This window comes from Undibacterium sp. Ji22W, from assembly GCF_049340305.1.
GTDB lineage: Bacteria > Pseudomonadota > Gammaproteobacteria > Burkholderiales > Burkholderiaceae_D > Undibacterium.
In genome coordinates this window covers 753,427-777,975 of sequence record NZ_JBMPOU010000001.1, presented here as the reverse complement: position 1 = coordinate 777,975, position 24,549 = coordinate 753,427, and the positions used below count along the sequence as shown (strand labels likewise).

Genomic DNA, 24,549 nt, shown 5'->3' with positions numbered 1-24,549 from the left:
GGTGCGCATAAAAACCAACATCATGGCGCTTTACCCGTCGCAATTTCTGCTTCAAACAACCAAAGCATAGCTCGCCGATAGATCTCACCTATAGTCGCAGCATGCGTGCCGCCTTCCAGTCTGATCGGTTTGACAGCCCAAGGCGCATCAACACGTGATGACCATGTTGTTCCCCACTCCGTCGCATTACGCTGTCTTTGTTCGGTATCTCTTGTGCCGGAGGCGATGACGAGCTTTAAATCTTTCTTGGTGTGTCTTGCAGCTGCTTCAAAAAAACGCGCGCGGCCTGGCGTTAAAGCAGGATTGCTAGCGATGCGCCCCCAAAATAAGTCGGGATCCTCCAGCGCCGACCATAATACAAAATAGCCGGCGCGTGATTGTCCGACCAGAACGCGTTTCGCAGCATTGGCGAGAAATTGATTTTCGATTTTTGGAATCAATTCTTTTTTCAAAAAATCTAAAAATCGCGGCGCTCCATCTTCGCCCAGAACGGAGTCGGCCGCGGGTGCTGAGAAGTCGGTGTTGCGTTTATTGATCACCGGATCAAAGCTTCCATAACTGATCCCTACCAAAATTGCTTCAGGAAGTTTTTCGTCGTAATGTAGAAAAAGATGGGTTGGTGCCAGCAACGGAAACAGACTATCGCCATCCAGAACATACACCACCGGATATGTCTTGGCATCCGTAGCTTGATAGCCTTCAGGAAGTCGAACATTGATATGGAACTCTCTACCTACATAGGTCGATTTGATTTTGAAATAATCGCCTTGTAGTGCTGGTAGATGATCGTAAGCTTGCGTGGCTTGCGGCAGTGTTATCGTTTGATTGTTGAATGTACATGCGCTAATGCAGAGGCCGAAAACGAGGGTGAGAAAGATTTTCATTTTTTTATTTATCACGATGAATGATTTTTTTCGCAAGAAAAATGTGTAGGCGGCTGCAACCCGCGTTGATCATAGGAGAAGCTAGCGCACATGACGTTCTGGCGGCGTGGTTGCCTCCACTGCGAAATCTGACTAGTACATGGACGCCATTAAGTTTCAACATTCTCATCATCACTGCTGAGGCTATCCTGGTTTTGTGCATGCACCAGACGAAACCCAAACACAAACCCGACACCAGCCAATCCCCACACTATTGCCGCCACGATCTCGAAAGTATTGCGCAATTCTGGGTGATTGATCATCAAGGGCCACAACACCAATGCACGTAGCAAGCAGACGATCGCAATGCCAGCAAGACCCGTGCGTAGCAATGGCAAACGGCGTATTACGCCGAGTGCAGAAAATGCGTAGGCAGCACAGATTGCCATTAAGCCCGCAATGATGAGAGCACCGACAGGAGCGAGCAAGGTGCCTTCACGAGCTGATCGCACAACGCTAGGAGGCGCACCAAAAAACGCATACCAACTAGGACCACCGAAAATCGCCACAATGTGGATCGCAACACCGATCAACGCAATGATGCCTGCTAAGTAAATCCAATTTTTTTGAGAATTTTTCATGTAGTTTACATACCGAAGGAGAACGCTGCCTAGCGCAGATCAAAACCAATAATCAACAACGCATTTTCCATCACGCGGTAAATCATCAAAAGTATCAAGTCCATCAAAGTGATCAATGGGAATGAGCGCGACAGCACCTGGCTCGGCCAATCGTAAATTGACTGCGATACGCCGGCGCCCCTCTTCATCCAATTGCAAACCGCGCCAAAACGCCATACATCCACAACTAGGGCAAAAATGAAATTCAAGCGCTTTGCCGCGTACATAGGCTTGTGTTTCTCCGCGAATATGTACGCCCTCATTTTCGTAGTCATAAGCCCACAACACGCCATAGCGCCGACAAGCAGTGCAATTGCACGCAGTCGCGCCATCTGGCTCGCCAGCGAAAGTCCAATGAACCGCGCCGCACAAACAAGAACCTTCAAGTAGATGTTTCATTCTTAACTCCTCCTGTGTGATGTTGAAAATTGATGCTGATACGCTTTTTTAGACGCTCATTCTATACACTGCAACCACGGCCAGCGTTGCTGATACGAAAGTGCTTTCTGTTCGTATAAAGGTCGATGCGGCGTATGCGGGTTCATACGCAATACACCTTGATACAAAATATCAAAACCATTCGGCGCATATACTTCAAGCGGATTCATACCAACGCAGGTTGAGGGAATCAAAAAACGATCGATGCCGTCTTGTGAGCTGCTGAGTTTGGGATAGCGATGCCCGAAGTGCGATTCATACCAAAGATGTACTCTGGCTTGGTTACATACTTCCAAAGTGATGTTCAAATCGGCAAACACTTCTTCGGCGCATTGCTGCCTGGCTTGTTCGGCTTCTGCGGACAGATCGCTGGGGTCGTAATAGAAGATGTCGTAGTCTTTGATGCCGGATTCAGGGGGCTGATTTGAAATACAGTTCCAAATAGTTTGAAATAAACATCCGGCAACTAGCCAGCCATCAGGTAACGAAAGCGCATCCCAACGCGCTAGGATTTGTGCGTTGTTGTAGTTGGTGAGTACGTCTTTGATGAATTGCTGTTTCATGGGTCAATCGATGGTTTATGGGATGAATCATGTTGGGCGGGTGAAACCACGCCACGCAAAATCGGCTTCATGTACACCACGTTCTGGCGGCACGGGTTGCACCCGCCTTACCAAACTAGGACAGCACTTATTTTCGCCAATAAAAATATAAAAATGTTGCCATTGGAAAGCCCAAACCACTTACCGAGATGATGATAGTAAGTACACCATTCACGGTTGGATCTAACCAATTCTAGATCATCGGTGACGACAAATAATTCAGCCTAAGAAACGGTAATGTTGCCCACGCCAACATGAAGATATCCATGCAATTTATTTTAAGCAAAAGACGCATAATTATTGTAGAGTCAGCGTGACCGAATAGTGACTTCAAGCTTGAACGACAACATTTTTCGCCAAGGTTTTAAAACGTTCGCCACTTTCTTGCACAACCGTAATCGTCAAATGACCTGTCTTGCTGGTGTTAATATCACGCACGGTGCCGGATTTTCCCTTGTGCGTTCCACCGACAACCTTGCAATAATCGCCGTCATTAATGGTGTTTTTTTGATCGCTAGCCATATCGATGGTTCCTGATTTTATGTTGATGTATTGACGTCCGATCACATATCGCTTTTAGCTCTTTCCAAACTAAAACTCACTTCACGTTGATTCTTCATTTCACCTCTGATCCATCCTTGTGCCAGATAGAAACGCTCTGCTCTTGAATTAACGCTAGTACCAAGATTGATGGAGGTCGCACCAGTTTCAAACAACCAGTGAGTCGCCAAATGAAGCAATTTCTTGCCTGCACCCAGGCCTTCAAAATCGGGGTCAACAAACAGTGCCCAAATCGAATGATCTAAGATGGCGGCATACGAGAAACCTATGATGCGTCCATCGAGCTCGCAGACCCAACCGCGCCCTAACAATTCCAAATAATCCTCATACATTTTTTGCGTGACGAAGGCTGGATTGGACAAAACATTTTCACGTACAGATAAACGGATCTTTGACATTGCCGGAATATCTGCATTGGTGGCAGTTCGAAACGTGAGCTTATTCATTGTTACTTTTGATTCTTTCAAAATGGTAGTCATGTTGAGCAAAGGCAAGCTTCACTGGTCTCTTGTGTTCGCCAATAGGCTTGAGTCTGGTGGCGCTGGCCACCTCCTCCCGACAAAATTATCTCACTTTATAATGGATGCTTTGATGCGAATTCAACTTCGCCAATCAAGTTGATGTCTTCATCGTTCGCTCGATAAAACACTTTGCGTCTTCCCTCTACCGCTGATCCGACGACCGCATGCCCACATTGCGCTGTGCGACCAGATCCAGCCGATGTCACGAAAATAGTCAGATAAATCGACTCTCCTTCAACCACAGCACTTACGCGCTGACATGCAAGTCCTGAATTCAATGTGCTTGGCGTGGTTGTGACTGTTGTTAGTCCACTGATATCAACCTGAATAGGTAAACGCCAAAGCTCTCCTGTCTTGACTGGCATACCAACCGCTATACCCCCAACAGATTGAAGAAATTGCCAATTCACAGACTGCTCTAGTAAAGAACACGCAATGCAGACAGTTCCCAACAATAATACTAATACGCATTTTTTCATTGTATATTCCATTACGCACTTGCTAGCATAAAAAACAAAGGGAACTTTGTCCAAGCCTAGCGGCCATATTTTCTTTTTATCCGCATTACAAAACTGCGTCAATTTTATGCCTACGACGTCACTGGCAAAGTAATCTCAATACGCGTACCTTCACCCACCTTACTGTCCAATTCAAATTCACCACCCCAAGCCAGCACGCGTTCACGCATGCCGCTGATGCCGATTCCAGCGGCGACTTGTTCTGTCTCGAAGCCTATGCCGTCATCAATTACCTTGATCAACAGATGAGATTGATCAGGGTTCATTTGCAGCGTAATCTCGACATTTTTTGCCTGAGCATGTTTCAAAATATTCGAACAGGCTTCTTGCACGATGCGGTAGGCAGAGATGGCGAGGTCGCCATCTAATTGTGCGAAGTCACCTTCAGACGCGAAGTCAAAATGGCAGTCTTCATGAGCAGCGTTATACAGGCGCAGCATTTCTTCAATCGCGCCTTCCAGACCAAGCATGTCTAAGACTTCGGGGCGCAGGCGACGCACCAAATTTCTGCCGTTGGCGTACAAATCCAAGGCGAGCTTGACCACGGCTTTCGCTCTTTCTTGAATTTCTTGAAGCACAGGTGCGAAGCGCTCATCGTGCTCGGCTTTGGCAGCAATCTTGGCGATGCGCTCTGATTCCAATCGTACGGCGATCAACGAGGCATTTAGTTCGTCGTGAATTTCTACCGCGATGCTCTGACGTTCGTTTTCGACGATGGCGTTAACTTTGTGTATCAGTCGACGCTTTTCCGCATCAGCTTTCAATGCGTCGTTACGCGAGACGATTAGTTCTTTGGTGCGTTCGGCAACGGTGTTTTCTAAATGTGTTTGCGATTGATGTAAATTGTGCGCCATCTCGTTGATCGAGCTTTGCAACTCGCCAATTTCACCGCCATGTGAAATCGCGATTTGGGTTTCAGTACGACCTGCGCTGATGTCGCGCAAAGCTTCAATTGCACCATGCAAGGGTCGCGTTAAGCCTCTGGACAAGAACCACGCCAACCACGCACTAACTGTCAGTGCGAGAACTGACATCAAAAGTTCTATCGAAAAGCGATAGCGCTGTTTATCGAGTAAATAAGTCTTTGTCATCGTCACCCGCACATACCCTAAGACAGCCTGATTTTTTTCTTTTGCCGGATCAAGTTTGTATAAAGAATCGTGTATTTCGGTATGTAAGTTGACCCAGACCATGTGGCGTTTGATCGGCAGTTCCACATAATTTTTTTCAGGTTTCGCTCGGCCCGCATTTTCTACATGGCTGAGTTCTTGTTTATTCGCATCAAAAATATCAATACGATAGACGCTGCGATCGGTCTGAATCACACCATAAATCATTTGCTTAATGCCTTGCACATTCGCTGCAATGACGTTGTATTCGACGCCTTCGGCTAAGGCAGTGGTAATGGTTTTGGCACGCGCAGTGAGTTCTTCTTCGACTTCTTTCAAGCGTGCGTAGTACGAATAGGAAATCAAGGAGAAGAATAGATAGACGACTGGAAAAACGGCGATCACCAGCAAACGCGTGCGTATGCTCCAACTGCGCCATTGCAATACACTGCCAACAAAACCAGAGGTATTTTTGATTGCCATCGCTAACCTATGGCTCAATCAGGCCATGTTTCATCGCCAACTTCGTGATTAAAGCTGGTCGATGGATCCCGAGTTTTTCTTTGACTGCCTGACTGATATTGCTGATGGTTTTTTGCGAGAGATCGAGTTTTTCGGCGATCTCGACGTTGGTCAGCCCTTCCGCCATGAGCTTGAATATCTCCAAGCTACGTTCATCCAACAAGGTCTGTGGCGAGGCATCACCGCGAACTGAGAGATTTGCCAGGCGCTCTGCGATCTGCGGCATGAAATATAACTCGCCGTCACTCGCACGGTGTACCGCCACCGCTAAGTCTGCAGGATCACAATCTTTGGTGACAAAAGCTTTTGCGCCTAAACGATAGGTTTCTTTAATTAAGGCATCTTGATCGAATTGACTTAAGAAAACGATTTGGGCATCAGGCTGTTTTTCCAAAATATGACGAGCGGCATCAAGCCCCGTCATCTCGGCCCCAAAACGAATATCCAAGACGACTACATCTGGCTGCAGCGCCATAAATTGTTCTACCGCCTCTTGCGGTGTCTTCGCCTGCCCGACCACTTCCATCCCCTCGGCCGCTAACGACATCGCAAAACCTGTCATCACAATGGGATGATCATCTGCTAGCAAGACCCGTATGGGTTTCCTCTCTGGATTTATTTGCACCGCGGTTGGCTGCATAGTTGTCATTCATTACTCCCTAAAAATGCCGTTTTGCACATCTGGATACGTACACATAGAAACCATTTTACTAGCAAATAGCAATCTAGCTGAAGTATTTTTGCTAGTGACTGGCAAATATTTCACACATACTAAGCACACCTAAGTCCTTGATTTATTGCAAAAAAATAGTGATAGGCAATCAAATTAATACACTTAAGCAGAATAATTACATAAATTTTCCTTTTATTTTGCTAGTTACTAGCATATTATATTTCCAACGATGTGCAACAAAAGATCGAAGCGCACCGTCACATTGCCAATAGCTGAGTCAGCGGCTGAGTTTGTAGATAAATGAGCAAATGAAGTCACAGGCGATACATTTAGTAGTCAACCGCAACCTTTCACAATTTCGGGAGTTCATCATGAGCACGTACAACTATGGACAAGCACCAAAAAGAAAAATGTCCTCTTTATTGATTACGGGCGTCTTGCACGCCGTCGCCTTAGGTTTAGGTTTACAGGCAACGAATGTGATCGATTTTCGGCAACCCCGCGTGATCGAGATGACGCCCGTTGCGCCGCCACCGAAAGTAGAAGAGCCACTCAAAATGCAAGAGCCAACCAAGACCATGCCTCTGCCGACTTTTATTGAGCCACCAATTATTCCCACTATTTTCGATGACCGCGCCATTACGGCAGTAAAACGCGATCCAATAGAAAAGCGCGATTTTGAGCCGACCAAACCTACGGAAACAGGCTTAGGTAAGACGGAGATCGCACAACCACGCGCTCCCGTCCATGTCGCAGCGCAAGTCGACTCGAATGCCTGCGAAAAACCAGAATATCCGGCCAGTTCAATTCGTACAGGTGAAGAAGGCACGGTGAATTTAGCAATGTTGATTGGTCCCGATGGCCGCGTATTAGAAAGTCGCGTCGAGAAATCTAGCGGTTCACGTGCGCTCGATAAAGCTGCAATGCAGGGTTTGAGTTTATGCAAATTCAAACCTGGCTCAATCGATGGCGTGCCCGAAAAATCTTGGGCGAAGTTGCAGTATGTCTGGACGATTAACTAAAACGACTTTCAAAAACTGACCTTCAAAAACGAAACACGAGGACACATCATGAAAAACTCACATTCTCCAATACCAAAGCATCGTGCACTTAGCTTGATCATCAGTTGCGCGTTCGGCATCAGTCTGATCGCTTGCAGCTCTTCGAGCAGAGTGGAAACGCAGAATGAAGCAAAAGCAGATCTCGCCTTGCAGATGCCTGCCAAGACCCAAATAGCAGAGATGGTCGTCGCTGAAGCCAAACCCAATGTGTATATGCCACAGCCATTGGAGGCACCTATGGCTGCCATTCCTCCACCTGCCCTTATCGTCAGTACTAGAGAAATGTCGACAGTCAGCAAAGTTGTAGATCAACAAATGCAACAGATGCCAGCCTACGTACACAGTAATGCCGGAATGGATAGTGCGCACGCGCCAATTGTCAACACCGCCAAGTATCAAAAAATCCAAGAAAATAGTTGGAAGTTGGTCACTGAAGAACCCGTTTCTACTTTTAGTGCCGACGTTGATACTGGCAGCTATGCGAACGTGCGGCGTTTTATTCAGCAAGGACAATTACCCAATCCCGACGCGATTCGCGCCGAAGAAATGGTGAATTATTTTTCGTATGACTATGCCCTACCGAAGAAAGACAATGCGCATCCATTTAGTGTGCATACCCAATTAAGCGCCTCGCCGTGGAATGCCTCACGTCAGTTATTAAGAATTGCGATTAAAGGCAAAGACCTCGCGAAAGAAACTTTACCTGCCGCAAACCTAGTTTTTCTGGTGGATGTTTCTGGCTCTATGGATATGCCTGATCGCTTACCTTTGGTTCGTTCATCGCTTAAGCTCCTGGTGGCACAATTGCGTCCACAAGATCGTGTGAGTTTGGTCACTTATGCCAATGGCACACGCGTCGTACTGCCCGCCACGGCTGGCGATAAAAAAGCCAAAATCAATCTGGCGCTTGAACAACTTACTGCAGGCGGCGGCACGAACGGTGAGGCAGGCATCAAGCTGGCGTATGCACAAGCCCATGCGGGGCAGATTCAGGGTGGCATCAATCGCGTGTTACTCGCCACCGACGGCGATTTGAATATCGGCGTCACGAACGACGGCGATTTAAAAGCGCTGGTCGAACGTGAGCGAAAAGCCGGCATTAGTCTGAGCACACTCGGGGTTGGTGATGACAACTACAATGAAGCTTTGATGAAAAAGCTGGCCGATAACGGCGATGGTAGTTATCACTATCTCGATAGCTTACAAGAGGCGCACAAAGTCCTTGTGAATGAATATACGTCGACCTTGGCGACCATTGCACAAGACTTGAAATTGCAGGTGGAATTTAACCCTACACTAGTCAAAGAGTATCGTTTAATCGGCTATGAATTACGTGCTTTAACACGCGAGCAATTTAACGACGACAAAGTGGACGCTGGCGATATTGGTGCAGGTCATACTGTCACTGCGCTCTACGAAATTGTTCCTAAAGGTAGCAAGGGGAATATGGACGCACTGCGTTATCAGCCAAGTACGAGTGACAAAATGCCAGCCAAAGAATCTACTAGCGATGAATTGGCATGGTTAAAATTGCGCTACAAAACACCGGGCAGCGATCAAAGTCAGTTAGTAGAGACACCGATTAAACAGGCAAATAGGGTCGACAACATCAACGTAGCCGATCAAGATTTTCGCTTTGCGACAGCAGTCGCGGCATGGGCACAATGGTTACGTGGTAGCAGCTTGATTGCGAACTACGGCCCTAAAGATATCCTGGCATTGGCGAATTCAGCGCGCGGCGATGATCGCTTTGGTCATCGTGCAGAATTTATACGCTTGGTAGAATTATCTGCAGCCTTGCATCCAGCGCAAGTGAAAAAAATGAGGAATAAGCCTGCCAAGCCATCAGCTGCTGAAACCGCAGTCTTTGAAAGTGACTGAACGAGAATCCGATGAAGTCGATTGCTCATCAGGCGAGTAAATAGATGCTTGCATGAGCGACACAGATTTTTAAAAATCAACAGGGCAAAAATATTTGCCCTGTTGATCTGAAAGGAGGATAAAAATATCTTAAGTTTCTTAAATACTTGGTGTTCCAATGTTCCGATCCAAGCACTGCAATACAAAGTATTTAATTACCGTGGCAAGCTCAACCATGCGCGTTCTTCTACCCGGACAGTCTGTGAACGACCACCACCCATGGAGTAAGTTACCCACAAAGTTTTTGCCACGCCAGGTACCGGATCTCCGCTTCCTAGGCTGTCATTTTCCACTTTCAGCTCCAAGCGTCCATCGCGAACATAAGCGCGCACTGCGCGACTGACATCAATCTTGCGAGACTCCGTTCCATAATAGGCACTAACAATAGTGAGTTGCGCAAACTGACCTGATTCGTTGCGTGCTTCATCACCACGGCGGTTGCCTTGAGAACGTTCGTTGTTGTTCCCGTTACCATTGCCCCAGCCACCTTTGTAATCACCACGATTGCCCCAGTCGCCGCGCCCCCAGCTCTTAAACAAAGCTCCATCAATCACGCTGCCCTCGGTATATTCAAATGTACGTACATCACCCCGATTACCACGGGCATAAATGCGCAGTGTTTTAACGCGATTTGGATGTGGATCTATGCCAAAACTGCGATTACCCATACGGAAATTACTATCACTACGCGCTAATTCTTTCAAACGATCTGTGACGTCAACATTGCGCTGCTCTGTGCCATAACGTGCACTGAGAATCACATATTCGCCGTCATCACGATTGTCTTTGCTGGCTGCGTTTGCCCCCTTCGATCCGCGATCTTCCCATGCGCCGTGATAATCACCAGAACGTCCCCAATTACCGCCACCCCAACCTTTGAACAAACTGCCATCGATTAAACTGCCTTCACGATATTCAAAGGTGCGAGTTTCACCACGATCACTGCGCGCATATATCCGTAAAATTTTGATCCGGTTAGGATGTGGATCGATTCCAAAACTGTCATTCCCCATCCGGAAAGTACGATCACGACTCGCTAGCTCTTTCAAAGTCTCGGTGACATCAACATTCCGTTCAGCGGTGCCATAGCGTGCCTGTAGGATCTGATATTCACCGTCGTCGCGGTGAGCAAAAGCGGAACTCATCACGCCGCACAACAACGCGAACAAGACCAAGCTCTTGACATACATTTTTTGGAAAGTCATTTTAAGCTCTTTTAAAGTAGGGGTAGGTTCATAACGCGTGGCCCAATCAATTGGTGCACCTGTCTGAATTTATTCAAGAAATATTCAATAATAGAATCGATCAAACAGGATCACCGTCCACGTTGCTACTGCCATCAAAAATGTCAGTAGGACTGCCGCGCTGCCAAAGTCTTTTGCATTCTTTGAGAGTTCGTGACGCTCTAATGAAACACGGTCGACCACAGCTTCTATCGCCGAGTTGAGCAATTCGACAATCAACATCAACACCAACACTGCAATCATCATCAATTTTTCAAATGCCGAAACTGGCAAGCTCAACGCGATAACGGTACCAATCACGACCAATATCAGCTCTTGCCGAAACGCATGTTCTTGACGCCATGCTGCTTGCAAGCCTTCTAATGAGTAAAAAAATGCCGAAAAAATTCGTTTCACGCCACTTTTACTCTTGAATTCGCTCACTTGGTTTTCCGGTTGGGCACTGCCCTGCTCTTGCGGTTGCTTTGATTCACTCATGCAAACTTTCCTTATTCTTCACTCTATTGATCGGCTTGATGGACGCGTCGATTCTATCAGGTGTCTATGACATAGAGAATAATTTGCGGCGCGTACCGACGCCAAGTCAAAAAATATGCCAGCGCCGCCAATATAACAATCAAACACCACGAAATATGTACGAAAGCCCACATGTCATTTCTTTTCAATTAAAAGTAGTCTAAGCTTGCTTTACAACAACGAAATAACTCACTTGCTCCGCCAAATATAGCTAAGGATGTGCGAATGGAAAACCGCTTACAGCGTCTGGAAGCCGTGCAAGCCATGGTCTTGGAGATAGGAAAAATCTCAGCCGATACGAATGATTTGCGTGAATTTTTGCACGCGATTCATATCGCATTGAGTCGTATTATGTATGCGAAAAACTTCTATATCGCGCTCTACAATCCCGATGATGCGTCAATCCAATTCGCCTACTTTCTGGATGAAGTCGATCCGTCACCAGATCCCAATAAGCGCTTCAAGTTAGAAGCGCCCGGCTCTTCCTTAACCAAGTGGGTAATACTGAACCAAAAGCCCTTGACAGCAGGCAGCGCAGAAATGGCGCGCATCACCGCGGAAGAGGAAAGCACCATAACAGGTGCACCATCGGAGCACTGGATGGGCTATCCCTTAGTTGACCATCAAAAGCGCACTCTGGGTGCGATGGTGGTACAAAGCTACGATAAAGACGTTTTATATTCTGAAGAAGACCAAGCCCTGTTTGAATTGATTGCACGGCATGTTTCCAATGCGTTGGAAGTGTTTCAAAGTGTTGATAAACTTGAACGTGCCGTGCAGGAAAGAACTGCATTGTTAGCGCATGAAATAGCAGAACGACGCCGTTCGGAAAAAATTCAAAGCGCCCTATATGCGATTGCTGAGTTGTCTTTTTCAGGTGAAGAAGCGAGTAACTTGTATCGAAAATTACACCTCATTGTAGAAAATCTCATTGTTGCGAAAAATTTCGTTATTGCGCTTTACCATACCGAGACAGAAGAAATTAGTATCCAATATTTTGTCGATGAAAAAGATATCGTCCCTAGCCATACGCGTTTCCCACTTGGCGTCGGCATGACCTCGTTTGTGATTCGCAGTGGTAAAGCACAATTGATTGATAAAAATCGTTTACATCAATTAATCAACGCAGGTGAAATCAAGCAAGTCTTAGGTGGGCAAGGCGTAGAAAGTTGGATAGGCGTTCCCATCCTGATTAAAGACAGGATCTACGGCGTCATCATTGTACAAAGCTATGACCTTAATATAACCTATGGCGATGCTGATCTGGAATTACTGGCCTTTGTTGCAAGCCATATTGCAGTCGCGATTGCAAGGATGAATGCCGACCGTGAACTACGCCAAACCAAGGTCAATCTGGAACATCAAAACAATGCTTTAAACGAGGCCTTGCTGGCGTTGCAAGAAGCGCAGACTGAATTAGTCAGGCAAGAAAAACTAGCTTCATTGGGCAGCCTAGTCGCTGGCGTCGCACATGAAATTAATACGCCCTTAGGGATTTGTGTGACCGCGACTAGTCATCTTCTAGAAGAAGTCCGACTCACGCGCAAAGATATTCTCGCTGATGTCTTTGACACTCAGCAACGCGATCAGTTTTTGGATATTCTCGATCAAAGCTTGCGCATCTTAGGTACGAATACGAAACGTGCTGCCGCATTGGTACGCAGCTTCAAACAAGTTGCCGTCGATCAGACTTCTAACGACAGGCGCAAATTTCAATTGCATCCGTATCTAAATGAAATTTTAGTATCACTGCAACCTAAACTAAAAGGTCGTCAAATACAGATTGATATTCAATGCCCTGAAGATTTGTTCATCGATAATTATCCGGGTGCAATTTCGCAAATTCTGACTAACTTCGTCATGAACTCACTAACACATGGATTTGAGAATTTGCTTGAGGGGAAAATTGTTATCCGCTTTGAAGTCGAGGGTGAGGATTTACTGTTCCACTATGAAGACAATGGTCAAGGGATGGAAAAAGAAGCACTGGGCAAATTGTTTGATCCCTTTTATACGACTAAACGCGGCCAGGGTGGCAGTGGTCTGGGAACCCACATTGTATACAATTTAGTCACAGGATTATTGGGTGGCACGATAAAAGCGCAATCCACGCTACAACAAGGGCTGAGCTATCAACTCCGTTTTCCTGCCAATATCAGTCACAACACCAAAGTCAACATCAAGCCCAACTAAGCATCTGGATAGCGCATATTGATATCAATTGCCTTATCCACATCTTGAACCAAAAGGTTGACGAACTGGGGGTCGAGATGACTACCGCTGACGCTTTTTAGATGTGCAATCACCTGCTCTACTGGCCAAGCAGTTTTGTAGACACGAGCATGCATCAAAGCGTCGAAAACGTCAGCCACCGCCACGATACGCGCATAGACATGAATCTCTTCTCCAGCTAAACCTTGCGGGTATCCGGAACCGTCATATTTTTCATGATGCTGATGCGCGATAATCGAAGCAGCGCGCAATATGGGGCGGTGCGATCCATCTAATATTGACATTCCGACTTCAGGATGCTGCTTCATGATGTCCCATTCAAGCTGATCGAGCTTACCGGGCTTCAGCAATACCGCATCCGGGGTCGCAATTTTCCCTATGTCATGCATAGGCGCAGCTTGCTTCAAAATAGCCGCTTCATCGGGATCCATGCCCGAAGCGGTTGCAATCAAATAGCACACTTCTGCCATGCGTCTGACATGATTGCCCGCTTCTGAAGAGCGCGACTCAACCACATCGCCAAGTCGCATAATCAGCTCGCCTTGGGTATCACTGATTTCTTGATTAAGCAAAATATTATCGAAGGCAATCGCCACACCGGATGAAAATACTTCTAACAGTTTCGCATCGATTTCACTGACGCTTTCAACCCCTTTTAGGACCAGCAGGGAAGCCTTACCACTTTCATTCGGAAAGTAACCAACGTAAGTGTCGCCAAACAAGTGCGAGATGCGATTCACCGTGACTTGATGTAGGTGATCGAGCAATTCTTGATTAAATAGTTTATCGTCGTCATCAAAGTTACCAATCTTTGCAAGAACCTCATATGACTTTTCACCCGAGACACCACTTGCACCTCGTAAGCGCAGCAACATGCTTTTTTCCAATCGCAACAATGCAACCACTTGTTGCAGCAAACCATTCGCAAAATCATGCATATTTCTTTGCTGATAGATATGCGCCGAGGCTTCAATCACACGCTCTAAACCTTCGCGATAAGTCACTTGAAAGCGACGTGCTTCTTCCACTGTGTAAATATCACGATAGGCTCGCAAGGCCGCAAAAGTCGTGGTAAATAATTTGGTGCGGTCGAGTTCGGTCTTCTCTTTATAATCATTGATATCGTAATCAACGATGACGCTTTCTTCGGGTGCCTGACCTGGCTGTCCAGTACGTAACACAATACGGGTAAATTGATTTTTTAAATCTTGGCGCATCCAGCGTGCGACTTCCAATCCGCTATTTTCGGCTTCCATCACAACATCCAAAAATACGAGGGCGATGTCCGGTTCTGTGCTCAGAATGGCCTTTGCTTCCGGCCCGCTATACGCATCAAAAAACTGTAAGCGCCGACCATCCAATTCAAACCGATGTAGTGTCAACTTGGTGACATCATGAATATCCGGTTCATCGTCAACCAACAATATTTTCCACGGTGCAGATTTAGATGAAGCTGGTGAGGTATTCGACATAAACCGCATTTCCCTGAATAAAAATGAAGCAGAAGAGATGACCCGGATGAAAAATCGACGTAGAAATCAGTATGTTGAAATATTGTCCTAAACGAGCTGAAATCTCGCTATTGATAGTACACCGAAGCAATACTCTGGCGCCAATAAATTCCAGTAAGCAAGAGGACTTTTCATAAGTTAACAATGTAAATACACACAATAAATATTAAGCCTTCTTTATTTAACACTAACTTTGGCATTGACACGGTTCATTTGCAATGTAGTTTTTACTTATTTGGAACTCAGTTGGAGCTTAGTTACTACTTAGTTTTAGTTCATTTGTGCAGTACTGCGGCTTATTTGAGCTCAAAATCACGCAACAATTCCAAAAAATAGGATCGTTACTTCAACACAGTCATTTCACATCATGGTATAAAGAGATTTATTGCAATGCACCATCCACATTATGAAAAACGACGCTCCTATTTCTGCTGAAAAAACATCGATTCAAGTCATCGAGCGCATGGTCTCGTTATTAGATGCACTGTCTCGCTATCACGATCCAGTCAGTCTGAAAGAATTAGCTAGTGTGACGGGCTTACATCCATCGACCGCGCACCGCATTTTGAATGACTTATGCATCACACGTTTTGTCGATCGCGCAGACACTGGCACGTATCGACTTGGCATGCGTTTGCTGGAGCTGGGCAATATTGTGAAAAGCCGGCTCGATGTACGAGAAGCTGCATTGGAGTTTATGCGTAATCTGCATAGGATTACCAATCAAACCATCAATTTGTCGGTTCGTCAGGGTGATGAAATTGTCTATATCGATCGTGCGTTTTCTGAACGCTCAGGGATGCAGGTTGTGCGCGCGATTGGTGGTCGCGCCCCACTCCATTTGACCTCGACTGGAAAATTATTTTTGTCGATTGATGAACCGAAGGCGCTACGTGCCTACATCACGCGCACAGGCTTGGCGGGACACAATAAAAACTCGATAACCGATGTCGCAAAATTAGAGCGCGAATTAGCCTCGGTACGCAACAACGGCTATGCACGCGACAATGAAGAATTGGAATTGGGTGTGCGTTGTATGGCTGCGGGAATTCGTGATGACAGCGGCAAGATGATCGCAGGTTTATCGATTTCGGCTCCTGCGGATCGCCTGCAAGAGGCATGGTTAAGCGACCTGATCAGCACCGCTGATCAAATTTCAGCGGCACTTGGCTACGTCGCTAAGCCAGTAAATTAAGGCCTCTTTAGATAACTAATTAGGGATTTAATTTAGCGCCGGTACGCTCAAACCGCGGGATATAGTAATTGTCATAATCGAGCGAGAACATCAGGCGATTGACGCGTCCTGTGATTAATTCTCGCTTCACAAAACCATAAAAACGCGAGTCATTACTGTTATCGCGATTATCACCCAACATCATGTAGTGTCCAGCGGGAACGGTCACAGGATCAAAAGAACGCAAAGCCGAACGTTCTGGCATCACGATAATATTGTGCTGAAAATTCCCTAAGGATTCGGTGTACATCAATTGCTGATTCGGGTATTCACGCTTTGGTGTGAGGAAAGTTGGATCAGGCGCATCGACTTGAGCATAATCAGCTGGCTGCCCATTAATAGTCAATTTTTGATCACGCATTTCGACCACATCCCCCGGCAATCCAATCACACGTTTTATCAAACGTACGCCATCGGCGGGAGAACTGAAGGTCACTATATCACCACGCTTAGGCTCGCCGACGTGCTTCAAAATCACATCGGTGAACGGCACTTTGATGTCATAGGCAATCCGGTTAGCAATCACACGATCACCTTCCAACAAATGCGGATACATCGAGCTCGACGGCACCACATACCAATCAGCAAGTGCGCTACGCATCAAAATCATGCCCGCAACGAAGAACAAGAAAGTCTTGTTATCGGCGATTAATTTGCGAGGATTTAAGTCCATGATGAACTCCTTAAGTGAATAGCACATTCATATGACAAGCAAAAGCCCCGAAAGTTCGGGGCTCTTAAATTTACTTCAATGCGTTGCTAATTACTTAGCGTGCATCAATGCAACCGTCGTATCCAACATACGGTTGGAGAAACCCCACTCGTTATCGTACCAGCTGGATACTTTGACCAAACGACCATTTACTTTCGTCAATGTTTCGTCATAGGTAGACGATGCTGGGTTGTGGTTGAAGTCAACAGAGACCAAAGGCGCTGTGTTGTAATCCAAAATACCTTTCAAGGCACCTTCTGACGCTTCTTTCAATACTTTATTGATTTCTTCAACAGTCGTATCGCGTTTTGCGATGAAAGTCAGATCAACTACAGAAACATTGATCGTTGGCACGCGCATCGCATAGCCATCCAATTTGCCGTTCAACTCGGGCAAGACCAAACCAACTGCAGCAGCTGCGCCAGTTTTAGTTGGGATCATGCTCATGGTTGCAGAACGCGCACGACGCAAGTCTTCATGCATCACATCGGTCAACACTTGATCATTAGTATAAGCGTGGATCGTTGTCATCAAACCGCTTTCGATACCGATCGCATCGTTCAATGGTTTTGCCAATGGTGCTAAGCAGTTCGTTGTGCAAGACGCGTTAGAGATAACGGTGTCAGTTGCTTTCAATACGCCGTGGTTCACGCCGTAAACTATCGTTGCATCAACGTCTTTACCGCCTGGTGCTGAGATGATGACTTTCTTTGCGCCACCAGCGATGTGTGCAGATGCTTTTTCTTTCGTTGTGAAAAAACCTGTGCATTCCAACACGACGTCCACGTTCAATTCGCCCCAAGGAATATTCGCTGGATTACGTTCCGCAAATACTTTGATCTTGTCGCCATTGACGATCATCGTGTCGCCTTCGACCGTGACTGTGCCTGGGAACTTACCGTGGGCTGTGTCATAACGTGTCAAATGCGCGTTAGATTCTGCGTTACCCAAATCGTTAATCGCAACGATTTGAATTTCATTTTTAAACTTACCACCTTCGTAATGTGCACGAAGGATGTTACGACCGATACGGCCATAGCCGTTAATTGCGACGCGAATCGTCATGGTTCAATCTCCAAAAAGACAAACAGCAACAAAAAATAAAACACAAAAAAATCTTAACATCTCGCCGCACAGGCGCAGAGCAAGCAGAGAATTACTTAAAAAAACTCTGCATGCTCTGCGCCTCTGTGGTTAAAAGTTTTTCCACTTCAACGACAAATCATTGAAGCGCTTTCGGAAATGGCAAGGCATCCGCCGATGCCATCATCACATTCAAATCATTCCAACCATAACCAACTTCGGTCAGGTCTAATCCATCCCAGCTAAAATCTTGCTCGATGAGGATCTCTCCACCGAGTTCTTCGTAAAAATTGCGCGCCTGTGCATTGCCATCAATGACCCAGATCACACAACTAGTGCAGCCCATCGCTTGTAGGGAGCGAGCCGCTTTATGCAACATACGTTTGCCTATCCCACAACGTTGCCATTGTGGGCGAATGTAGATCGCGTTAATTTCACCATCTTTATCCAACTTCGGCTCAGACAACTTTATCGCCGAGACAAAGCCAACTATTTCATCTTCACTCACAGCAACATACACGCACAAACTGTCTTCTTTCACTGGCAATGCCTGCAAAATCGTGCGCCAATGGAGTACGTTTTCGTTCATGTCCATCTCATTGAGATAGCTATCAGGGATCATGCCGCGATAAGTCGTGCGCCAACCTTCAATGCGGATCGCTGCAATCGCTTCAGCATCAGCGACTGTGGCACGACGTAATTGGATTTCCTTGATTTTATTCATATTGAGTCTGGATCACTTGCGTTCGGTCAAAACAATGTAACTTTAAAAAGAGACTTAAGCCAAAACCGATTTGACTTTCGCCACCACGTTCTCGACCGTGAAGCCAAAGTATTTAAACAAAACGCCCGCTGGTGCAGATTCACCGAATGTATCGATACCGACCACAGCGCCTTCTAAGCCAACATATTTGTGCCAGAACGCCGTAACACCAGCTTCAATTGCCACGCGTGGCAAACCTTTACCCAACACGCTCAATTGATAAGCCTTATCTTGGCGATCAAATACGTCAGTTGAAGGCATGGATACGACACGCGCTGAAATGCCTTGTGTAGCTAATTCAGCAGCAGATTTCACTGCGAGTTCAATTTCAGAACCGGTCGCGATCAACACGACTTTGGCATCTGGCGCATCTTGCAGAATATAACCACCACGTGCGATATCTGCGATTTGTTGCGCAGTACGTTCTTGGAACGGCAAGTTTTGACGAGAGAAAATCAAAGTCGATGGGCCATCAGCACGTTTGATAGATTCAGCCCAAGCCACTGTCGATTCTGTCGTATCGCATGGACGCCAGTTATCCAAATTTGGAATCAAACGCATGCTGGAGATATGTTCTACGGATTGATGTGTAGGACCATCTTCACCCAAGCCGATTGAGTCATGCGTGAACACGAACAGCGTGCGAATTTTCATCAATGCAGCCATACGAATCGCATTGCGGCTGTAATCAGAGAAAGTCAGGAAGGTCGCGCCAAACGGTAAATAACCACCATGCAAAGCGATACCATTCATGATCGCGCTCATACCGAATTCACGCACGCCATAATTGATGTGATTGCCGGCTTGGTTTGCGCGTACAGCCACGCACTCTTTCCAGTTGGTCAAATTCGAACCAGTCAAATCGGCAGAACCACCGAGGAATTCGGGCAAGCTTGGGGCAAAAGCTTGAATCGCATTTTGACTAGCTTTACGCGTTGCGATCGTTTCTTTTTTCTCGACTACTGTTGCTAGAGCGGCTTTAACGACTTCGTCGAAATTGGCGGGCAACACATTGTTCATACGACGCGTCAATTCAGCCGCTTTCGCTGGTTGAGCCGCGCTATAAGCAGCGAATGCAGCATTCCATTCCGCCTCATCTTTTGCGCCATTTGCTTTCGCATCCCATGCGCTGTAAACATCTGCTGGCACTTCAAATGGCGGATAGTTCCAATCTATATTCGCACGTACAGCAGCAACTTCTTTATCGCCCAATGCAGCACCATGTACATTGTGCGTCCCTTGCATATTCGGCGAACCTTTACCGATGATCGTACGGCAGCAAATCAATGTTGGTTTATCAGACGCTTTGGCAGCAATGATCGCTTGGTTCACGGCATCGACACTATGACCATCAACAGCGCGAATCACATTCCAGCCGTAAGATTCAAAACGTGCTGGTGTATCGTCAGTGAACCAACCTTCCACATGACCGTCAATCGAGATACCGTTGTCGTCCCAGAAGGCCGTCAATTTATTCAATTTCCACGTTCCTGCTAAGGAACAAGCTTCATGGGAAATACCTTCCATCAAACAGCCATCGCCCATGAATACATAAGTGCGGTGATCTACAATATTCGCGCCATCCACATTGAATTCTGCGGCGAGTAATTTTTCAGCCAATGCCATGCCAACGGCGTTCGTAATACCTTGACCGAGTGGACCGGTCGTTGTTTCCACGCCTGGCGTGATGTGAACTTCTGGATGACCCGCCGTCTTAGAATGCAATTGACGGAAATTGCTGATCTCTGACATAGGTAAATCATAGCCAGTGAGATGCAATAAGGAATAATGCAACATCGAGCCATGACCATTCGATAAAACGAAACGATCACGATTGACCCATTTAGGATTAGTTGGATTATGGCGATAGTGACCTGCCCACAGTGCCACTGCGATTTCGGCCATTCCCATAGGAGCACCTGGATGACCAGAATTAGCTTTTTGAACAGCGTCCATAGACAATGCGCGAATTGCATTGGCCATCTTAGAGGTATTTTCAGGCTGGAAAGTGGATGTCATAGTGGCAGAGGAGATAGGTTTATAAAATCGTGCAGGAGAATAAAACGTGTTTTAGCCGAGATGCCAAGCAAAATTATTACTTTATATTGCTTAATATTGCCTGACGACATCGTTTTATTCTATAAAGTCCGTTATTTTACCAGAGCAGCGCGCCACAGAATACAATTGCGACTTTCACATCATTTTTAGACGGATTTATGGAAGGTTTGCACCTCACTGCAGATTGCTTTGATTGTCTATGCAATCCTATGCTGTTATTTGAAGAAAATCGCTTAAGCGAATTAGTCCGAGCGCTGACGAATCAAGCGGGCTTGACTATCGTAGGAGAAAAATTTCATGCATTTAGTTATGCCGATGGTAGCGCTGCGGGTGTCACGGGCACCTTGCTCCTGGCCGAATCCCATGTCGCCATTCACACCTGGCCTGAACGTCAGGCAGTGACGCTGGACGTCTATGTCTGCAATTTTGAAAACAATAATAGCCAGAAAGCACGGCATATCGTCGACCGGTTGATCGCAGCTTTTCAACCGCAACAGGTTTCGCGTCAAGAATTACAACGCGGCTCACGACTAGCGAACACAGCTGGACAAGCCGTAGAATATTTAAGTCCTTACACGACGATGCAAACGCAAATTGATCAAGTGTTGGCAGAAGTTCAAAGCCCTTATCAGCACATACAAATCGCCGAAACGCCTGAATTCGGCAAGATCATGCGTATCGATGGCGCCATGATGACGTCAGAAAAAGATGAATTCTATTACCACGAATGTCTGGTGCACCCAGCTGCAATGGCTCACGGCAAGCCACAAACTGCGCTCATCATAGGCGGCGGCGATGGCGGATCGACCGAAGAATTATTGAAACATTCGAGTATACAAAAAATCACGCTGTGCGAAATTGACCAGGAAGTTATCCAGCTTGCACGTGAACATTTAGTCTCCATCCACAAGAACGTTTTTGATTCGCCAAAAGTACATCTGATTCATGCCGACGGCTTCGCTTTCGTTCAAGAGACCAAAGAAACATACGACCTAATTCTGCTGGACTTAACTGATCCTATTGCACCCAACGGCACTAATTTGGCTGAATCATGTATGAGCGAAGAATTTTTTCTGGCTTGTCATACGCGATTAAATTCACATGGTTCTCTTGTTCTGCATTTAGGGAGCGAGTTTTATCATGCTGAGCGTTACCAAAGCACACTCTCCCATCTAAATAAAGTTTTTGAGCTAGTTCGGCCCTATGCCGTTTTTATTCCTTTATATGGCGCCTTATGGAGCATGGCGATCGCCAGCAAACCTGATGGTTCTGGGCATTGCATCGATCCCGGAAAATTAACAACTGAACAAATTGATACCGCACTCAAAACTAAGGAAATTTTTGATTTGCAATACTACAAACCTGAAATACATGTGGCTTTATTTGGGCATAATTAAGCCCTATCGAGCACGTAATCCAACTAAGAAACAACAAGCCCGCCGCAACGGTAAAACAAAAGAACGAAGACCATTACAAGCCAGCTGCACGGTATTACAATGGCAACGCACTGAATTTAAAACTACTTAAAAATCCTTGAAAATAGCAGGAGTGCTGATGAGCAGCAAACAAAAAGCGCAGCGTCGTGTCTCACAATCCCTCCCTTTAGTATTAGTCACTTCAGCCGCCGTAGCTGGGCTGACTGCGTGCGGTAGCAATGATCCGAATGCAGGACTCGGTAGCATCCGAGATGAATATAAGAGCCTAGAAGATTGTCAACAAGACTGGGGCAGTACTGATCCCTGTCAGCCACAGCCTGCCCCACCAAATAGCAATACGATTGCCCATACCGGCAATTCTTCCGGTGGTCATATTTATAGCGGCCGCTATTGGGGGCCAAGTTATTACGAAGGCCAGCGAGATACTGCACAACGTAATTTTTTAGGCAGCCGGTATGTGGGAAACAGTTCACAATTAAACGATCACGCCGTCAGTCGCAGTATCACCCGAAGTGTCAGCCGTGGTGGTTTTGGATCAAGTTCGCGCGGTTTCTCTGGTGGAGGTTAAGCCGTATGATTCGTGAATCATTAACACCAAGGTCTGGCTGGCAACGTCAATTTGAAGACCTAGGATTTAGTTATCATTCAATCGACGGCTTGTATTGGGATGAACGCTACGCCTATCGCTTCAATAGCGCGCAAATCGACACATTGGAACAAGCCACCATCGATTTGCATGACATGAGTTTGCAAGCCGTCGATCACGTCGTTCGACATGGACAATATGAGCGCTTTGCAATTCCTCAAAGTTTCTGGTCACAAGTAGAAGAAAGCTGGCGCGAGCAAGAATTTTCTTTGTATGGTCGTTTCGACTTGAGCTGGGATGGTACGGGCGCACCGAAAATGTTGGAGTACAACGCCGATACGCCGACAGGTCTGGTTGAATCGTCCGTCGCTCAATGGTATTGGTTGCAGGATGTTTTTCCCAACGCTGATCAATTCAATTCTCTGCACGAAAAATTAATTGAACAATGGAAGAAGTTTGAAGGTAAAGGTGTCGTGCATTTCGCTTGCGCTGACAGCGAGGAAGACATAGGAAATCTGTCTTATTTACGCGATACAGCAATTCAGGCGGGCTTTGCCACTAAACAATGTCTGATCGGTAATTTAGGGTGGGATGATGCGAATGCGGAATTAGTCGATGAAATGGATGTAAAAATCGACAATCTGTTTAAATTGTATCCGTGGGAATGGCTGTGCCGCGAACAGTTTTCTGCACATTTACTACAACGCCCGGCACGCATCATAGAACCAGCCTGGAAAATGATTTTATCGAATAAGGCTATATTGCCCGTGCTATGGGAATTATTTCCAAATCACCCTAACCTGTTACCTGCCTATACTGAAGCATGGCGTATCAGCGGCAATTTCGTAAAAAAGCCACTACTGTCTCGCGAAGGTGAGAACATTTCCATCTACGCTGATGGAAATGTCTTGCACACAGAAGGCGAATACGGCCATGAAGGCTTTGTCTATCAAGCTTACGCACCGCAACCAAAGTTTGATGACGGCATTACGCCCGCCTTTACGTCTATCGGTGCGTGGGTAGTGGGGAATGAAGCTGCGGGTATTGGTATCCGCGAAGATGAAAGTTTAATTACCAAAAATACCAGTCGCTTTGTGCCTCATTATTTTGTCGACTAATATCGAAACAACACCTGTGTAAGATCGTCCTGAGCTGAGTACATGCGTAACACCAGCTCTAAGGATTCGAAGAACTGCAATTTGAAAGATTACTATGGATATTCAATTTTTAGCCTATGGCGTTCCCGCATTTTTCAGCCACTTCGGTGCGGCGCTCCTATTTCTATTTATCTTTATCGCGATTTACGTACACATCACCCCTTACAAAGAAATTACCTTGATCCGCGAAGGGAATGTAGCCGCGGCTGTCAGCTTATCTGGCGCGGTTCTCGGCTATTGTATAGCGTTGGCGTCTTCCATTGCGCATAGTGTAGACTTGCCTGACATGCTCATTTGGAGCGCTATCGCTTTGATCATTCAGCTGTTAGCCTTTTTTGTCGCAAGAGTGTTATTACCGGATTTGGTCAAAGATGTGCCGAATAACAAACTAGCCTCTGGTGTGTTCTTAGGTGCACTAAGTCTGGGCATGGGCATCTTAAATGCTGCCTGCCAGTCGTATTAAAATGTTTTTTACTGAAGTCGATGTATTGCCGTTTGTCGACGTCACTACTGATAAAAAATGCCTTTTTTAACTAATCCTGATTACGC

Annotated in this window: 24 protein-coding genes; 8 read left to right on the top strand and 16 right to left on the bottom strand. The window is 46.3% G+C overall.

The annotated features are described in order from the left end of the window. Nucleotides 1-20: 20 nt before the first annotated feature. From ACO0KW_RS03215 to ACO0KW_RS03175, 9 genes are all read right to left on the bottom strand, one after another. Nucleotides 21-884, bottom strand: coding sequence for an alpha/beta hydrolase (locus ACO0KW_RS03215; RefSeq protein ID WP_423050574.1), 864 nt, complete (start codon nucleotides 882-884; stop codon nucleotides 21-23). Nucleotides 885-1,033: 149 nt separating this feature from the next. Further along, nucleotides 1,034-1,504 carry a hypothetical protein gene (locus ACO0KW_RS03210; RefSeq protein ID WP_423050572.1) on the bottom strand — a complete coding sequence of 157 codons (471 nt, stop codon included), beginning with the start codon at nucleotides 1,502-1,504 and terminating at the stop codon, nucleotides 1,034-1,036. A 39-nt stretch (nucleotides 1,505-1,543) separates the two neighbouring features. After that, nucleotides 1,544-1,942: a GFA family protein gene (locus tag ACO0KW_RS03205; RefSeq protein WP_423050570.1), complete on the bottom strand. Its 399-nt coding sequence runs from the start codon at nucleotides 1,940-1,942 to the stop codon at nucleotides 1,544-1,546. A gap of 56 nt (nucleotides 1,943-1,998) precedes the next feature. After that, nucleotides 1,999-2,544: a nucleotidyltransferase family protein gene (locus tag ACO0KW_RS03200; RefSeq protein ID WP_423050568.1), complete on the bottom strand. Its 546-nt coding sequence runs from the start codon at nucleotides 2,542-2,544 to the stop codon at nucleotides 1,999-2,001. A 369-nt stretch (nucleotides 2,545-2,913) separates the two neighbouring features. Next, nucleotides 2,914-3,105, bottom strand: a complete 192-nt coding sequence (locus ACO0KW_RS03195; RefSeq protein WP_423050566.1) for a KOW motif-containing protein — start codon at nucleotides 3,103-3,105, stop codon at nucleotides 2,914-2,916. A 41-nt stretch (nucleotides 3,106-3,146) separates the two neighbouring features. Next, entirely contained in the window at nucleotides 3,147-3,590 is a 444-nt protein-coding gene (locus tag ACO0KW_RS03190; RefSeq protein WP_423050564.1) for a GNAT family N-acetyltransferase, read from the bottom strand. A gap of 128 nt (nucleotides 3,591-3,718) precedes the next feature. Continuing rightward, nucleotides 3,719-4,144, bottom strand: a complete 426-nt coding sequence (locus ACO0KW_RS03185; RefSeq protein ID WP_423050562.1) for a hypothetical protein — start codon at nucleotides 4,142-4,144, stop codon at nucleotides 3,719-3,721. Nucleotides 4,145-4,254: 110 nt separating this feature from the next. Next, complete coding sequence (locus tag ACO0KW_RS03180) at nucleotides 4,255-5,775, bottom strand: HAMP domain-containing sensor histidine kinase (RefSeq protein ID WP_423050560.1); 1,521 nt, start codon at nucleotides 5,773-5,775, stop codon at nucleotides 4,255-4,257. A 7-nt stretch (nucleotides 5,776-5,782) separates the two neighbouring features. Further along, a complete protein-coding gene (locus ACO0KW_RS03175; protein WP_423050558.1) occupies nucleotides 5,783-6,463 on the bottom strand; it encodes a response regulator transcription factor in 681 nt (226 codons plus the stop codon). A 395-nt stretch (nucleotides 6,464-6,858) separates the two neighbouring features. Here ACO0KW_RS03175 and ACO0KW_RS03170 point away from each other — a divergent pair, with 395 nt between their 5' ends. Both ACO0KW_RS03170 and ACO0KW_RS03165 read left to right on the top strand, forming a co-directional pair. Then, entirely contained in the window at nucleotides 6,859-7,509 is a 651-nt protein-coding gene (locus ACO0KW_RS03170; RefSeq protein WP_423050556.1) for an energy transducer TonB, read from the top strand. A 48-nt stretch (nucleotides 7,510-7,557) separates the two neighbouring features. Then, nucleotides 7,558-9,429 carry a vWA domain-containing protein gene (locus ACO0KW_RS03165; protein WP_423050554.1) on the top strand — a complete coding sequence of 624 codons (1,872 nt, stop codon included), beginning with the start codon at nucleotides 7,558-7,560 and terminating at the stop codon, nucleotides 9,427-9,429. A gap of 194 nt (nucleotides 9,430-9,623) precedes the next feature. Here ACO0KW_RS03165 and ACO0KW_RS03160 read toward each other — a convergent pair whose 3' ends face one another. After that, on the bottom strand, nucleotides 9,624-10,673 hold the full coding sequence (locus tag ACO0KW_RS03160) for a hypothetical protein (protein ID WP_423050552.1): 1,050 nt from the start codon (nucleotides 10,671-10,673) through the stop codon (nucleotides 9,624-9,626). Nucleotides 10,674-10,757: 84 nt separating this feature from the next. Next, on the bottom strand, nucleotides 10,758-11,189 hold the full coding sequence (locus tag ACO0KW_RS03155) for a diacylglycerol kinase (RefSeq protein WP_423050550.1): 432 nt from the start codon (nucleotides 11,187-11,189) through the stop codon (nucleotides 10,758-10,760). Nucleotides 11,190-11,453: 264 nt separating this feature from the next. On the opposite strand from ACO0KW_RS03155, the gene ACO0KW_RS03150 reads away from it, so the two are divergent. Continuing rightward, nucleotides 11,454-13,421, top strand: a complete 1,968-nt coding sequence (locus ACO0KW_RS03150) for a GAF domain-containing protein (RefSeq protein WP_423050548.1) — start codon at nucleotides 11,454-11,456, stop codon at nucleotides 13,419-13,421. On the opposite strand, the gene ACO0KW_RS03145 is transcribed toward ACO0KW_RS03150, so the two are convergent. Beyond that, nucleotides 13,418-14,932: a DUF3369 domain-containing protein gene (locus ACO0KW_RS03145; protein ID WP_423050546.1), complete on the bottom strand. Its 1,515-nt coding sequence runs from the start codon at nucleotides 14,930-14,932 to the stop codon at nucleotides 13,418-13,420. The two genes, ACO0KW_RS03150 and ACO0KW_RS03145, sit on opposite strands and share 4 nt — an antisense overlap. A 445-nt stretch (nucleotides 14,933-15,377) precedes the next feature. Here ACO0KW_RS03145 and ACO0KW_RS03140 point away from each other — a divergent pair, with 445 nt between their 5' ends. Then, nucleotides 15,378-16,166, top strand: a complete 789-nt coding sequence (locus ACO0KW_RS03140) for an IclR family transcriptional regulator (RefSeq protein ID WP_423050544.1) — start codon at nucleotides 15,378-15,380, stop codon at nucleotides 16,164-16,166. Between the two features lie 19 nt (nucleotides 16,167-16,185). On the opposite strand, the gene lepB is transcribed toward ACO0KW_RS03140, so the two are convergent. The 4 genes from lepB to tkt form a co-directional block, all read right to left on the bottom strand. After that, nucleotides 16,186-16,878 (bottom strand): signal peptidase I, encoded by a 693-nt coding sequence (gene lepB, locus ACO0KW_RS03135; protein ID WP_423050542.1) that lies wholly within the window; start codon nucleotides 16,876-16,878, stop codon nucleotides 16,186-16,188. A 90-nt stretch (nucleotides 16,879-16,968) separates the two neighbouring features. Continuing rightward, complete coding sequence (gene gap / locus ACO0KW_RS03130) at nucleotides 16,969-17,982, bottom strand: type I glyceraldehyde-3-phosphate dehydrogenase (protein ID WP_423050540.1); 1,014 nt, start codon at nucleotides 17,980-17,982, stop codon at nucleotides 16,969-16,971. A 157-nt stretch (nucleotides 17,983-18,139) separates the two neighbouring features. Further along, a complete protein-coding gene (locus tag ACO0KW_RS03125; protein WP_423050538.1) occupies nucleotides 18,140-18,724 on the bottom strand; it encodes a GNAT family N-acetyltransferase in 585 nt (194 codons plus the stop codon). Between the two features lie 54 nt (nucleotides 18,725-18,778). Further along, nucleotides 18,779-20,782, bottom strand: a complete 2,004-nt coding sequence (gene tkt / locus ACO0KW_RS03120) for a transketolase (protein WP_423050536.1) — start codon at nucleotides 20,780-20,782, stop codon at nucleotides 18,779-18,781. 197 nt (nucleotides 20,783-20,979) lie between these two features. Here tkt and speE point away from each other — a divergent pair, with 197 nt between their 5' ends. From speE to ACO0KW_RS03100, 4 genes are all read left to right on the top strand, one after another. Beyond that, entirely contained in the window at nucleotides 20,980-22,218 is a 1,239-nt protein-coding gene (gene speE / locus ACO0KW_RS03115; protein WP_423050534.1) for a polyamine aminopropyltransferase, read from the top strand. Between the two features lie 157 nt (nucleotides 22,219-22,375). Beyond that, nucleotides 22,376-22,825 carry a hypothetical protein gene (locus ACO0KW_RS03110; RefSeq protein ID WP_423050532.1) on the top strand — a complete coding sequence of 150 codons (450 nt, stop codon included), beginning with the start codon at nucleotides 22,376-22,378 and terminating at the stop codon, nucleotides 22,823-22,825. 5 nt (nucleotides 22,826-22,830) lie between these two features. Beyond that, a complete protein-coding gene (locus ACO0KW_RS03105) occupies nucleotides 22,831-23,961 on the top strand; it encodes a glutathionylspermidine synthase family protein (RefSeq protein ID WP_423050530.1) in 1,131 nt (376 codons plus the stop codon). A gap of 94 nt (nucleotides 23,962-24,055) precedes the next feature. Continuing rightward, entirely contained in the window at nucleotides 24,056-24,463 is a 408-nt protein-coding gene (locus ACO0KW_RS03100) for a DUF350 domain-containing protein (protein WP_423050528.1), read from the top strand. Nucleotides 24,464-24,549 lie beyond the last annotated feature (86 nt).

Coding starts and splice junctions, on each gene's coding strand:
- ACO0KW_RS03215 (WP_423050574.1), bottom strand. CDS start 884: ATGAAAATCTTTCTCACCCTCGTTTTCGGCCTCTGCATTAGCGCATGT.
- ACO0KW_RS03210 (WP_423050572.1), bottom strand. CDS start 1,504: ATGAAAAATTCTCAAAAAAATTGGATTTACTTAGCAGGCATCATTGCG.
- ACO0KW_RS03205 (WP_423050570.1), bottom strand. CDS start 1,942: ATGAAACATCTACTTGAAGGTTCTTGTTTGTGCGGCGCGGTTCATTGG.
- ACO0KW_RS03200 (WP_423050568.1), bottom strand. CDS start 2,544: ATGAAACAGCAATTCATCAAAGACGTACTCACCAACTACAACAACGCA.
- ACO0KW_RS03195 (WP_423050566.1), bottom strand. CDS start 3,105: ATGGCTAGCGATCAAAAAAACACCATTAATGACGGCGATTATTGCAAG.
- ACO0KW_RS03190 (WP_423050564.1), bottom strand. CDS start 3,590: ATGAATAAGCTCACGTTTCGAACTGCCACCAATGCAGATATTCCGGCA.
- ACO0KW_RS03185 (WP_423050562.1), bottom strand. CDS start 4,144: ATGAAAAAATGCGTATTAGTATTATTGTTGGGAACTGTCTGCATTGCG.
- ACO0KW_RS03180 (WP_423050560.1), bottom strand. CDS start 5,775: ATGGCAATCAAAAATACCTCTGGTTTTGTTGGCAGTGTATTGCAATGG.
- ACO0KW_RS03175 (WP_423050558.1), bottom strand. CDS start 6,463: ATGACAACTATGCAGCCAACCGCGGTGCAAATAAATCCAGAGAGGAAA.
- ACO0KW_RS03170 (WP_423050556.1), top strand. CDS start 6,859: ATGAGCACGTACAACTATGGACAAGCACCAAAAAGAAAAATGTCCTCT.
- ACO0KW_RS03165 (WP_423050554.1), top strand. CDS start 7,558: ATGAAAAACTCACATTCTCCAATACCAAAGCATCGTGCACTTAGCTTG.
- ACO0KW_RS03160 (WP_423050552.1), bottom strand. CDS start 10,673: ATGACTTTCCAAAAAATGTATGTCAAGAGCTTGGTCTTGTTCGCGTTG.
- ACO0KW_RS03155 (WP_423050550.1), bottom strand. CDS start 11,189: ATGAGTGAATCAAAGCAACCGCAAGAGCAGGGCAGTGCCCAACCGGAA.
- ACO0KW_RS03150 (WP_423050548.1), top strand. CDS start 11,454: ATGGAAAACCGCTTACAGCGTCTGGAAGCCGTGCAAGCCATGGTCTTG.
- ACO0KW_RS03145 (WP_423050546.1), bottom strand. CDS start 14,932: ATGTCGAATACCTCACCAGCTTCATCTAAATCTGCACCGTGGAAAATA.
- ACO0KW_RS03140 (WP_423050544.1), top strand. CDS start 15,378: ATGAAAAACGACGCTCCTATTTCTGCTGAAAAAACATCGATTCAAGTC.
- lepB (WP_423050542.1), bottom strand. CDS start 16,878: ATGGACTTAAATCCTCGCAAATTAATCGCCGATAACAAGACTTTCTTG.
- gap (WP_423050540.1), bottom strand. CDS start 17,982: ATGACGATTCGCGTCGCAATTAACGGCTATGGCCGTATCGGTCGTAAC.
- ACO0KW_RS03125 (WP_423050538.1), bottom strand. CDS start 18,724: ATGAATAAAATCAAGGAAATCCAATTACGTCGTGCCACAGTCGCTGAT.
- tkt (WP_423050536.1), bottom strand. CDS start 20,782: ATGACATCCACTTTCCAGCCTGAAAATACCTCTAAGATGGCCAATGCA.
- speE (WP_423050534.1), top strand. CDS start 20,980: ATGGAAGGTTTGCACCTCACTGCAGATTGCTTTGATTGTCTATGCAAT.
- ACO0KW_RS03110 (WP_423050532.1), top strand. CDS start 22,376: ATGAGCAGCAAACAAAAAGCGCAGCGTCGTGTCTCACAATCCCTCCCT.
- ACO0KW_RS03105 (WP_423050530.1), top strand. CDS start 22,831: ATGATTCGTGAATCATTAACACCAAGGTCTGGCTGGCAACGTCAATTT.
- ACO0KW_RS03100 (WP_423050528.1), top strand. CDS start 24,056: ATGGATATTCAATTTTTAGCCTATGGCGTTCCCGCATTTTTCAGCCAC.